14 protein-coding genes are annotated in these 10,614 nt (G+C 51.6%); 7 read left to right on the top strand and 7 right to left on the bottom strand.

The window, feature by feature from the left end; all coding sequences use genetic code 11:
• The first annotated feature begins 348 nt into the window (after positions 1-348).
• Positions 349-1,860, top strand: a complete 1,512-nt coding sequence (locus COV06_01695) for a hypothetical protein (GenBank protein ID PIR48092.1) — start codon at positions 349-351, stop codon at positions 1,858-1,860.
• A gap of 3 nt (positions 1,861-1,863) precedes the next feature.
• On the opposite strand, the gene COV06_01690 is transcribed toward COV06_01695, so the two are convergent.
• The 3 genes from COV06_01690 to COV06_01680 all read right to left on the bottom strand — a co-directional run bounded on the left by COV06_01690 (position 1,864) and on the right by COV06_01680 (position 3,612).
• The gene (locus COV06_01690; GenBank protein ID PIR48091.1) at positions 1,864-2,148 is read right to left on the bottom strand and encodes a hypothetical protein; all 285 of its coding nucleotides are present in this window, start codon (positions 2,146-2,148) and stop codon (positions 1,864-1,866) included.
• 664 nt (positions 2,149-2,812) lie between these two features.
• On the bottom strand, positions 2,813-3,211 hold the full coding sequence (locus COV06_01685; protein ID PIR48090.1) for a hypothetical protein: 399 nt from the start codon (positions 3,209-3,211) through the stop codon (positions 2,813-2,815).
• Positions 3,212-3,339: 128 nt separating this feature from the next.
• On the bottom strand, positions 3,340-3,612 hold the full coding sequence (locus COV06_01680) for a hypothetical protein (GenBank protein PIR48089.1): 273 nt from the start codon (positions 3,610-3,612) through the stop codon (positions 3,340-3,342).
• A 93-nt stretch (positions 3,613-3,705) separates the two neighbouring features.
• On the opposite strand from COV06_01680, the gene COV06_01675 reads away from it, so the two are divergent.
• Positions 3,706-3,957 carry a hypothetical protein gene (locus COV06_01675; GenBank protein PIR48088.1) on the top strand — a complete coding sequence of 84 codons (252 nt, stop codon included), beginning with the start codon at positions 3,706-3,708 and terminating at the stop codon, positions 3,955-3,957.
• A gap of 24 nt (positions 3,958-3,981) precedes the next feature.
• Here the strand turns inward: COV06_01675 and COV06_01670 are convergent, their stop codons facing one another.
• Together COV06_01670 and COV06_01665 are read right to left on the bottom strand one after the other, a co-directional pair.
• Positions 3,982-4,275: a hypothetical protein gene (locus tag COV06_01670; GenBank protein PIR48087.1), complete on the bottom strand. Its 294-nt coding sequence runs from the start codon at positions 4,273-4,275 to the stop codon at positions 3,982-3,984.
• 71 nt (positions 4,276-4,346) lie between these two features.
• Positions 4,347-4,640, bottom strand: a complete 294-nt coding sequence (locus tag COV06_01665) for a hypothetical protein (GenBank protein ID PIR48086.1) — start codon at positions 4,638-4,640, stop codon at positions 4,347-4,349.
• A gap of 110 nt (positions 4,641-4,750) precedes the next feature.
• Here COV06_01665 and COV06_01660 point away from each other — a divergent pair, with 110 nt between their 5' ends.
• On the top strand, positions 4,751-5,803 hold the full coding sequence (locus tag COV06_01660; GenBank protein ID PIR48085.1) for a hypothetical protein: 1,053 nt from the start codon (positions 4,751-4,753) through the stop codon (positions 5,801-5,803).
• Between the two features lie 111 nt (positions 5,804-5,914).
• Here the strand turns inward: COV06_01660 and COV06_01655 are convergent, their stop codons facing one another.
• Entirely contained in the window at positions 5,915-6,673 is a 759-nt protein-coding gene (locus COV06_01655) for a hypothetical protein (GenBank protein ID PIR48084.1), read from the bottom strand.
• 456 nt (positions 6,674-7,129) lie between these two features.
• Between COV06_01655 and COV06_01650 the strand changes: the two genes are divergently transcribed.
• From COV06_01650 to COV06_01635, 4 genes are all read left to right on the top strand, one after another.
• Positions 7,130-7,687, top strand: a complete 558-nt coding sequence (locus COV06_01650; protein ID PIR48083.1) for a hypothetical protein — start codon at positions 7,130-7,132, stop codon at positions 7,685-7,687.
• Positions 7,688-7,755: 68 nt separating this feature from the next.
• On the top strand, positions 7,756-8,520 hold the full coding sequence (locus COV06_01645) for a hypothetical protein (GenBank protein PIR48082.1): 765 nt from the start codon (positions 7,756-7,758) through the stop codon (positions 8,518-8,520).
• Between the two features lie 36 nt (positions 8,521-8,556).
• Positions 8,557-8,778 carry a hypothetical protein gene (locus tag COV06_01640; protein PIR48081.1) on the top strand — a complete coding sequence of 74 codons (222 nt, stop codon included), beginning with the start codon at positions 8,557-8,559 and terminating at the stop codon, positions 8,776-8,778.
• A 154-nt stretch (positions 8,779-8,932) separates the two neighbouring features.
• Positions 8,933-9,610, top strand: a complete 678-nt coding sequence (locus COV06_01635; GenBank protein ID PIR48105.1) for a hypothetical protein — start codon at positions 8,933-8,935, stop codon at positions 9,608-9,610.
• 48 nt (positions 9,611-9,658) lie between these two features.
• On the opposite strand, the gene COV06_01630 is transcribed toward COV06_01635, so the two are convergent.
• Positions 9,659-10,612 (bottom strand): hypothetical protein, encoded by a 954-nt coding sequence (locus tag COV06_01630; GenBank protein ID PIR48080.1) that lies wholly within the window; start codon positions 10,610-10,612, stop codon positions 9,659-9,661.
• Positions 10,613-10,614: the final 2 nt, after the last annotated feature.

Below are 10,614 nucleotides of genomic sequence, written 5' to 3'. Positions count from 1 at the left end.
CGGTAGAAATGAAGCGTAGCGCCATTTCTGCCGAACTGGTTATTATCTGAACTAACTGTGAATAAGTGTATCGAATGCGTTGGATATGCGCAATTGTGAAAGGAGTTTTTTGATAAGGACAATTTCAGAACCCTCTCCCACTCCCTCTTGTTATTGTAGCTTTTAAACAATTTTGACTTTATACCTATATAGAGGCCACTTTCCTGCTTCTACGATTTTTTTAAACAGCACTACCTTCCTTTTATGCGCAACTTTGTTCAATTTCCCTTGAGAGATGTCAACAGTTATCACCTCGCAGAGAAGACAAGAAAACGGTAAAATAGCATTATACTTGTAAACACGCTTCTCATGCACTTGCCAAGGCTCTTATCGATTTTTCTCCTAACATTTCTTCTCCTTACGGTGAGCCCCTTTTTTGTTCCTCCGGTTTTTGCAGAAAACTTTGATGACAGTGCCCCGGACACACTCCTCTCAAAACCCCCTCTTATTCCCGCACTACAAGTTTTGATTCCGGGATGGGACACAACAGACCTTGTGGTTATGGGAAAAAAAGGAACACCCTGCAAAGAAGGGGACCTCTGTGTCTATACGATTGACAGGTACCTCAACACAATCTACAAGTGGGGCGCGGGCGCGGGCGTGATTTTTGCGATTGTCCTTATGATGATGGGTGGCGTGGAGTGGATGGTGGGGTCTGCGGTAGGAACAATCGCAAAAGGAAAACAGCGTGTGATAAATGCTACATTCGGCTTATTACTTGTGCTTACAACCACAACAATTTTAACGTTTATTAATCCTAAAATCACCCAATTGTCCGCCATTGAGGTGCAGGTGATTAACCCGGCGGGAGACACGTCTACCGAGGCAGTCCTTGGTGGAGATCAACCGGCACAAGTACCGTCGCGATACCAACCAACACCAAGCACATCGTCCACTTCATCTTCAACTTCAACTCCTCCTGCCTATACTCCTCCCCCACCACTGGCGATCCCGGCTGCGTCTACCGCTGCTTCTTCCGCTCCAACTCCAACACAAGCACCGATCCATGCTATTGCTTTTCCAGCGATAACAACCAGATATGCATCGGCATCTGATATCGGATTAGCAGGCGGTCTTAAGTTTGCTCCCGGTGTACAGGTCTCGGGTTTTATTTTACGAACTATTGAGTATGCGGCGAACCAACTTTATGCTGGCTCACGCGGGCAGTTCCACCTATACGTCGCGGATGCACTTAGGCATCCAACGGTACAGGCACAATACTGGTTCAATAATTGCTATAAAAAAGCCGGTAGTCCAACATCAAGTTTTTCTTGCAATCCATTAACCTGCAATCCTTTTCCACGCACAGCAGCGGAATCGCCGGTAACCACTACGGACACCATGTCTTCCGGACCCTTTAAAATCAAACCCGAGATTGCCAATAAATATCCTACCGATGCCGAACTACTCAATTATCTCAAAACACTCGCCGATGAAAACACGAATCTATATTGCGCCCATACGCTTGGAACCACTATTGACGCTTGGTGTGGACCGCGCATTGGAAACTTTACCGATGATGCCGACTGCCATTACCGCTTAGAACAAGTAATGAAGGACATTGGATACAATCGCATCGCAAGCGAACCTTGGCATTTTGAGTATGCGGCGCAAGGCTTTGTTCCCCCAACGGCCAACGCGCGTAATGGTGCTTGGACAGATGGCAGAATGCAGGTTACCAGTAAGTATTGCGACAAAGAAATTCATGGGAGCTCTTGTGAATTTAACTATGGCGTTTGTCGCGCATCGCAAGGAGGCTCTGGCTACACGAATCTCCAAAAAGGATGTTGTTCGGACAAAACAGGAAAGTGTCTACCGTAATGTTTAGTCACCTCTTGCCAGAACACATCCCCACACGGTTCGCACGCCCGCGCGCTTAAGAACCTCGGCGCACACCTGCATCGTTCTTCCCGTGGTGTACACGTCATCAACCAAAATGACCTGCTTCGGTACCCCTCCCTTTACTGCGAAATGATCCAAACGTCGGTTTGCTCGTTTTTGTTTATCCGTCATTTCTGCTTGTACTTTTAGGGCGTGTTTTGTTCGAATAATAGTTGTTGTATTTATTGGGACCCCAAGCTCTGCACTGACTATGCGACCTAAAATCATTGCTTAATTAAACCCACGCTGTCTTTGGCGAATCGGGTGCAGCGGAACAGGCATCACTACCCACTCCCCGGTCGGGAGCCGCTGATATTGGTTTATCCAAACAGACAAGAGGTTTTCTAGAACCGCCTCCGCCTCTCTCACATAGCTGTATTTCCATTGCCGAATCACTGCTTGCAAGTGAGGATTTGCATACCATCCAAGTAAAACTGCTTACAGGCCAGATGGATCCTCGTTTTTTCACAACCACAAGGCGGTCTGATATTGCAATTCTGAATGAGACCGATCACGCGTGGAGAGTTCGTGTTGTTCTGTTACCGTAAATGTCATTGTGGCACTTTTTCCGGATCCACCACAATCACGTCCACCCCCAACATCATGGATCGAATAATCTCTAACTTGACCGTGTAACTTTTATCGGCACCGGATGTTGTAAACACCACGCCATTGGCATTTTGCAGACTAAATCAATCAAAGGCAATGTGGACACGTATTTTAAAGCGTATGAAGGATACATCTCTTCAAACGATGGGCCTAAGGGGAATGAGGAGGCGTTCGCGCACTGGCTAAACGATTGCGTAAGGGTGAGGATAAATAGAATTACCACGAGGGTGAAAATGGAAGCCGCGCCCGCTCGAGAATCGAGCAGACGCGGCCAGGGAGGAGATCAGTAGCGCCGAGTGGCCCAGATGAGCCCTCGTGTGAAGGAGTAACCCGCCATGGCTCCGGCACAGGCGGCAAAGAGGTGATTCCATGCGAACGCGAGAGCGAACATGGCGATAATGCTCGCCACGAGAGCCTGGACGAGGACCAGAATCACACCTTCCCTCAACACGACGTCGCGAGCCTGCGAATCTGCCGGAAGCTTGATGCCTCGGAGCTGGTCCGCGAGCACGATCAGGGATCCGATGTTGGCTGCCAGGTACACTGGCAGATTGGTGTGGACCATCCGCTCACGCAGGATCAGCAGCGCGAACCAGGTGAACAGGACGACCGTGGCCAACCGTACGAGGAAGATGGCGAGTCCTTCCAAGCGAGGATCGAGCATCTTGAAGAGATTTTGCATGAGGACTCTCCCGGGGCCCACGCGGAATGCGTGGTAGACAAGGTATAAGTGAATTACGCTCCGTTGTCAATAGGGCGTGAAAATAAGTCGACCCCGCGCGGCGCATCAGGCGGGATCGAGAAAGGGGGTCATGGTTGTTCCAACTCTCGTACCAGCGTGCGAAGCTGCTCACTCAGGGTCGTGGCGAGCTCGAGATCCGCGTTTTCCGCGACTTGCAGGAGTTCTAGGGCAAACTGTTGCCGTTCGGATCGCGACATGGTGGCGGCGAGCTTGTGCGCCTCAGTAAGCAGGGTCGTCCGGAAACCGTCGACGACCGTTGCTCCCCATGTATCCGTGACGTAGAGGGATGACCCTATAGCTCGCAAAAGAACCTCAAGCGTCAATACGTTTGCAAATATCATGTTCTTGTCTCCTCCGTCGTGGTAGAATAGCTGTGGACACGTATTCTCTACGCTCTTTTTCCTTTCTTGTCAACTCTTCGTCAATCATGGTTTATGAAAAATTCCATAGTGCGCGGTTTAGGATTATTTGCAGGCGGTATTGCCTCGGCATGTATTGGGCTCGTGATGGGTGGATATGTAGGTATTTTGACGATCAACCTCTTTCCAAATCAGTGTATTGATGGCAAATGCTTCTCGTTTTTAGGATACGTCGGTTGGGAAGCGTTGGGTGCCTTGGGTGGAATTGTCGGTGTCGTGGCGGGTGTTGTGGTGTTTGTGTTTGTTGTGATGCGAACAAAAAAATAGGCCCTACGTTGTAGACCTATTTCACTATTGCCCCCAGACTTGGGAACGGATTTTTTGTGCGACGAGACTGGGCGAGGGGGTGATCAACACAAGTTCCTGTCGCCGTCCTGTGCGAATGGCGACGCATTTTAATTTTCCTTCCTCCTCCCGTTGCACACGAATCATCATCCCTTGTCCTCGCCCGCCTGTTCCAATACTGTGGATCTCGCCGGGTAAAATACCGTGTACCTCCTCCCACGTTTCCATGATGTCTAAAAGCGCATCGAGTCCTTCGATTCTGCCGTGGCGCACGTAGGTTTTGCCTTTGCGATGCTTCATACTGCTTGGATGGAGAGGAGTGTATCATGGAGTCATGAGGAACAAAAAAAGAAAAGCACCCCGAAGGGCGCTTACTCAATCACAGGTTCTATATAGGGCTCGTCTACTGCGGGATCGACCACCATCTCATCTACAGGCGGAAAGCTCTCGTCCTGTATCGCGGGAACTTGTTGCGTGAGACCTGATTCATCTTGCACGCTTGGGGCGTTTGCCTCCGGAACGCGTCCCTGGAGGAAAAAGAGAATCAATGCCACCACAACAATAATGCCTACCACCCACAGCCAACCAAACGAGGATGCTCCACGTGGAGTCGTTGGTGAGGAGCAGCATTCCTCCTCGTGATCATGATCATGTTCATGGTCCATATATGAGGGTTTGGGGCCGCATTTGCAGACCCGGAAGTTAATACTAAGGTTCCTAAGCAGTATGCGTGGTTCTTCTCATTCCCGCAAGTCCATGCTAAGGTAAACCCACTATGTTAAAAGTCGCCGAGGCGGTGCTTGCGGGGCACCCCGATAAATTATGTGATCAAGTTGCCGACGCTATTGTAGACGAGTTTTTGCGTCGCGATAAAGATGCGCGCGTGAATATTGAGGTGTTTGGTGGTCACGGAGCTATGATGATCTCTGGCGAGGTGGATTCGCGGGCTGATTTTGATGTGAGTGCGATTGCAAAACGCGTGTATAGGGAGGCAGGTTACGAGGATGAGGTGGAACCATTTGTACATTTGGGTGCGCACGAGCGAGAATGGTCGGCGTTGGTGGGGAAGGGCGCAGCGAGCGATCAAGCTGTTTGCTATGGATACGCCACAAAAGCTACGCGCGAGATGTTGCCACCGTCGCTTGTGTATGCAAACGCGCTGGCGAGTAAAATCGACGAGGCGCGGCAGCATGATGTTGCTATGAAGTGGCTCCGGCCCGACGGCCGCGTGTTGGTGGCCATGAACGGTCGCGAAGTATCCCATGTTTCTATTTTTGCGCAGCACGATGCCCAGGTAAAAGTGCAAGAGATTCACGGAGGCATTTTGGAACATATTATTCGACCAGTGATTGGATCGGTGGACAAAGTGAAGCTATTTGTAAATCCTGCGGGTCCGTTTACGCAAGGCGGGCTTGCGTGTGCTACGGGGCAGTCGGGACGCAGAGTAGGCGCGGATTTATATGGTGGACTTGTGCCACAAGGGAATATTTCTCTCTGCGGTAAAGATCCGCGTCATCCTGCGCGTGCGGGGAGTTACATGGCGCGATTTATTGCCAAGACACTTGTGTCTCAGGGTAAGGCAAGTCAGGCGCTGGTCAAAATTGTCTACACGATTGGTCGCGTGGATCCAATTATCATCGAGGCGACGGGTGATGCAGGTGAGGATCTCACGGAGTATATAAAAGAACAGTTTGAATTTTCGATTGAATCTATTGTGCAGCGATTTGGACTCGACAAGCCGCTGTATCGTGCACTGTCCAGTTACGGACAAGTGGGGAGGGTGGATTTGCCGTGGGAAAACGTGCAAAAAACAAACAGCTCCGATTAAGGGGCTGTTTTTGTTTGCCTGTGGTAAAGGGGACAGGCACCCATAATGCAAACGTCAAAGCCCCCGAGTCGAGAAGTCCAGGGGACTTTGACTTGGGGGCTGAAGGAGAGATCAGGCGTACCACCCGAGCCAGCGTTGGTAGAAGTGCGGCGGGTACACGCCGTGGGCGTCCTCGTGCCGGTAAGTGACCGGCTCCTTGAGGAGGGTGATCTTTACCCCCCTCGTGGACGAGAGGAACCGGAATATGCACTGGTTCTTCCCGAACCAGGTCGTCACGAAGGCCGTGTGTCGGCCGTCGATGACGGTCGAAGACACCCGGCCGTAGTAGTCGAACCCGCTGTCACGCCCGCAGAGGGCGCGGAACAGCGGGCGGGCCCACTGAGGCACCACCAGATTGAACCCGACGAGCGTGGTGAACGCCTCGTCGGCCTGGAGCTGGAAGGTGTTCATGCCGGGCTTCCTACCGGCACGATCCTTCTGGCCGTGGAGCGAGGTCATGGCCTCGATCCAGAAGTCACAGGCCATGTTCCCGGCATTTCGCCGGAAATCGTCCATGTAGGAGAACTTCTTCCTGAACTCGTTTCCGAACCAGAGCACAAGGCTCCAGCCCAGGAGGTTGCCGACCAACAGGATGGGAACGAGGAACTGCTCCATTTTGCACGTCTCTCTCCGCCGTTTTAGGCGAAATAGGGGTTTGCGAACCCGCTTCTTATACCACAAAAAGACCCATTTGTCAAGGGGTCGCTCGGCACATTGCTTTAAATAATCCGCAAGGAGTCGTCGACATACCAGTGTATTGCCTGCGTCTGCTAAAGATTGGGTCGACGCCCAACGCGGATTATTTATAAGCAACGTACTTCGCTCCTGCATTGCTAGAACCCTTTGCCGCACTCGCTCATCTTCGGACATGTGTGTTTTGAGTGAGTTATGGGCTCGCCTTCAAAACGCACATATCCTCGGGTTGCGACAGGCTGGATTTGATCTAGCTTTCCTCCCCTCCCTGCGAAGGAGGGGTGAGGGGGTGATCTGTTCGCTATTAACGGATGTCCTTGTTTGAGGCCACATGAATTGTGGATAAAGGGGACAGGCACCCTTTTCTCACAGAGTGTCAAGGGTGAGGGGAGAGGGGTTGACAGATGCACAGCCGTATGGTCTTATAGAAGTGTTATGAATATATCCTACACACAACACGTGCTTATCTGCGCCAAGCAGATGAACGTCGCTCCAAGCGGCTAGGTGTTGTGATCGACTAGATAGATGCAGTCAGCACACCCTTGCCGTAATTGGACGGTAGGGGTGTTTTGATTGGCGACCAGGAGAAGATATATGGAACCGCAAAAGCCCGTCGTCTTTTTACAAGGAGTCCGTCTGTATTTGCGTCCGTTGGAGGTGGAAGACGCGCCGTGTGCCACTCGGTGGATCAATCACCCCGAGACTCGCAAGTGGCTCGGAAGTCGTGGAGTCTACAATCTGGCACGTGAACAGGCGTGGATCGAGAGTCTGTATCAAGACGAGAATGAGATTGTGCTCGCAATCGTACTCAACGAGGGAAATCGACACATTGGCAACATCGGTCTGCATAGGATTGATCATCTCAATCAATCAGCGGTTACTGGGATGCTGATCGGTGAGGTGGAATGTCGTGGCTGTGGGTATGGACCCGAGGCCAAGGAGCTTTTGCTCGGTCACGCGTTTAACACGCTCAATCTGCGCACGGTACGATCCGCTACGGTCGCCAACAACCTGCGATCAAATAGATCCTTGCAGAAGAGCGGATACGTGGAGGTTGGTCGGATGCCGGATCAGTTCTTCCGTGATGGAACGTGGCATGATGAACTTCTGTGGGTGTTGACGCGCGACAGGTGGCTTGCGCGGCACGCATAGACTTACGCGAGGGTGTCCACTGGGCGCCCTCCACTTTTTTTCTGACCATCGCATGTTATACTTGCATCATGTTGCAGCACAAACGGAAGAAACAATGGGTGGGACCGTTGCTTGTCGTCGGATTTTTGTCCACGATTTTGTGGGCCGTTCTTTTTTTGGATGTGCGTCCAGAATTTGTGCAGGCACAATCGGACGACGGTCTCTTTGCTGTTGAGGGAGATGTCCCCTCTACGGTTGCCGTTCATGTTGCAAAAGATGTAGACGCTTCTAATAAGGTTTGGACGTCTGTGGTGAGCGATGTCTATGTGGCAGAGCCTGATGGGGTCTTGTTACCCGTGCCAGTGACGATTCATATGAAAGCTGCAGATTACAGTGGATCTAAGACGTACTCTATTGCCTATTTTGATGGCGATCGTAATACCTGGGTGCCGGTGGACACCACACGCAACACCGAGACCGGCTTGTTTGAGGCGCACACCAACCATTTTTCTCACTGGGCGTTATTGGAGCGGCCAGTAATCAATACATTTGATACAGATCGAGAGGCGCTTTTGGCCGACGTCCACGCCATGATTCCCGTTGGCACTACAGGCTACTCGGTAGATTTAGCCTATGCCACGGTGGACGCAGATTTCGTGTTGTTGGATCAAGAAGCGGATCGATGGATTTGTGCGCAGCCCGTGTCCGTGCGCGATAAACGTGTGCAAACGGTGAGTGATAAATCGGTGAGTCTGCGCATAGATGGTGTGGAACGATCCGCAACGCTGCGTGCCATAACACATTGGGACGTAGGTTCCGGTTGCTCGACACTTATTCATCCACAGACACCGTAAAAAAATTTGATAGAATACAAGTATCAATAAAACCTTATGGCAACAAAAACAAAATCCTCATCCGTTAAAAAATCGTGTACCTCGTGCGTTCATGGATGTATACGCTGCATGTCAAAGGGTCACGTAGAACTTATGGTTATGTTATTGGTGACCGTGTTTGGGCTGGTAATTGTGATGTCCATTTCCAACTTCCGCATGCGTGAGCAGCAGACGGTGATTGAGACCCAGGCACACCAGATTGAGTTACTCAAACAATAACGGACAGATCGGTTCGTTGAAACATGATTCGTAAGGGTCATGTTTTTTTTGTGGAGGGCTTTTTGACGGACGGAACATGAGTTGATACTATCGGCAGGCTATGAATCAATCTATGAAACAACTTACATCACTGTGCGCGTTTTTGGGCCTGTTTATGTTTGTGGGAGCGGGATGCGTCCCGGCCTCCGTGGAGGAACCGATCGAATTACAAGTAGAACCTAATACTGTTCCTATGGAAGAACCCGTTGTTGAACCTGTGACTGGAGACGTGTCCTTGTCTGACTTTACTGCGCCGCCAACGGCATTCCCTGGGATTTTGGTGGAGGCAGAACGTGTGAATCGATCCGTTGTTTTGCACACCGATAAGGGAGATGTGACGATTGCGTTGTATGGAGATGAGGCCCCGGCGGCCGTGAGTAACTTTCTTATCCTTGCAAATACAGGGTTTTACGATGGGGTACGATTTCATCGCATTATCAAGGATTTTATGATTCAAACAGGAGATCCACAGTCAAAGGATGTCAACCTGAGCTCGCGATGGGGTATGGGTGGCCCGGGATACCAATTCCCAGATGAACTTGGACGTGGACATAATACGTACCAACCAGGAACACTGGCTATGGCAAACTCCGGATCTAACACCAACGGTAGTCAGTTCTTTATTATGCATGGCAACACGCCGCTTCCAAATCTCTACACGATTTTTGGACAGGTGACGGATGGCATGGATGTGGTAAACATGCTTGCAACGGTGGAGACGAGTGGTCCGCCATCAGACAAGCCGTTAACTCCACCGGTTATTAAGTCGATCGAGATTTTGCCCGTTGAGTAAGGTTGTAAAAAAAATTGAGCCCCGGCCTCCAGTGGAGGTCGGGTGCTTTTATTCGTGGGCCGTTGGCATGGGCGCAGTAGCTACGCGCCGCGTCGGGGTTGACGAGGGGAGCGTCCATCCTGTGAGTGCGGGTCGGACAACAGCCAGGTTGTTGATACTCTGGTAGGTGCGTCGCGCTTGCCACAGGGCTCGCGCCAGCCACCGCATGTTGGGGTAGCGCATCTTCGGGTTGTTCTGCCAGCATCGCCGCAGAATGGGCACCACCTGCGGGCATCGCTGCTCGATGAGGTCGAGGGGCGGCGACTTCTCAGGATTGACAACGTCGTACAGGATATTCTGCGCACAGCCTTCGTAGGCGTAGCGTCCGGCGATGAGCTGGTAGAGCATCGTCGCGAGCCCGTACTGGTCAGTCATATGGGTAATGTCTACTAGCCCAAGCGCTTGTTCTGGAGACATGTAATGGCAGCTGCCGTAGACCTGATTGGGCAGGTCCTGTAACTTCATTCCCGTGAAGTGACAGATTCCGTAGTCAAAGAGCACAACACGACCATCTCGCGTCAGGAATGCGTTGTGCGGCTTGACGTCCCGATGCACAGGGAACACGGGCTTGCCGTCTATCTCCAGCGTGTGCAAGGAGTGTAGTCCTAGCGCCACCTGATAGATAATCTCGAGCGCAAGCGGCGGCATGAGGGGAACGAGGTGCCGTCCGTCGGTAGTGAGTCTGTCCAGTGTCACGCCGTCCAAGAGCTCCATAACCAGGTGTGGACCACGGTCGGTCTCGATCACCTCCTGCACACGCAGAAGATTGGGGTGGTCTACCGCCGTACCGATGGTTGCCTCGTCTCTCAACGATTCCCACGTTGGCTGATTGGGAGATACATTGTCCCTGTAGCGCTTGATGGCCACGTACTTCCTTCCCCACGTACCAGTTTTCAACTGAACGGGCTTCCACGCCTCGTGTACGGTGCACAGCCATCCTTGCCCCAACTCCTCTTCCTCCATGT

The sequence above is a fragment of the Candidatus Uhrbacteria bacterium CG10_big_fil_rev_8_21_14_0_10_50_16 genome (assembly GCA_002774875.1).
In the GTDB taxonomy this organism is placed as follows: domain Bacteria; phylum Patescibacteriota; class Patescibacteriia; order UBA9934; family UBA11717; genus UBA11717.
The sequence above is the reverse complement of the archived record's forward strand: the minus strand, read 5'-3'. Positions and strand labels throughout refer to the sequence as shown.

Bases quoted from the DNA above. Each gene is read 5' to 3' on its own strand.
- COV06_01670 (PIR48087.1), bottom strand. From the start codon at position 4,275: ATGAAGCATCGCAAAGGCAAAACCTACGTGCGCCACGGCAGAATCGAA.
- COV06_01640 (PIR48081.1), top strand. From the start codon at position 8,557: ATGGCAACAAAAACAAAATCCTCATCCGTTAAAAAATCGTGTACCTCG.
- COV06_01635 (PIR48105.1), top strand. From the start codon at position 8,933: ATGTTTGTGGGAGCGGGATGCGTCCCGGCCTCCGTGGAGGAACCGATC.
- COV06_01690 (PIR48091.1), bottom strand. From the start codon at position 2,148: ATGATTTTAGGTCGCATAGTCAGTGCAGAGCTTGGGGTCCCAATAAAT.
- COV06_01695 (PIR48092.1), top strand. From the start codon at position 349: ATGCACTTGCCAAGGCTCTTATCGATTTTTCTCCTAACATTTCTTCTC.
- COV06_01665 (PIR48086.1), bottom strand. From the start codon at position 4,640: ATGGACCATGAACATGATCATGATCACGAGGAGGAATGCTGCTCCTCA.
- COV06_01630 (PIR48080.1), bottom strand. From the start codon at position 10,612: ATGGAGGAAGAGGAGTTGGGGCAAGGATGGCTGTGCACCGTACACGAG.
- COV06_01650 (PIR48083.1), top strand. From the start codon at position 7,130: ATGGAACCGCAAAAGCCCGTCGTCTTTTTACAAGGAGTCCGTCTGTAT.
- COV06_01680 (PIR48089.1), bottom strand. From the start codon at position 3,612: ATGATATTTGCAAACGTATTGACGCTTGAGGTTCTTTTGCGAGCTATA.
- COV06_01675 (PIR48088.1), top strand. From the start codon at position 3,706: ATGAAAAATTCCATAGTGCGCGGTTTAGGATTATTTGCAGGCGGTATT.
- COV06_01645 (PIR48082.1), top strand. From the start codon at position 7,756: ATGTTGCAGCACAAACGGAAGAAACAATGGGTGGGACCGTTGCTTGTC.
- COV06_01660 (PIR48085.1), top strand. From the start codon at position 4,751: ATGTTAAAAGTCGCCGAGGCGGTGCTTGCGGGGCACCCCGATAAATTA.
- COV06_01685 (PIR48090.1), bottom strand. From the start codon at position 3,211: ATGCAAAATCTCTTCAAGATGCTCGATCCTCGCTTGGAAGGACTCGCC.
- COV06_01655 (PIR48084.1), bottom strand. From the start codon at position 6,673: ATGCAGGAGCGAAGTACGTTGCTTATAAATAATCCGCGTTGGGCGTCG.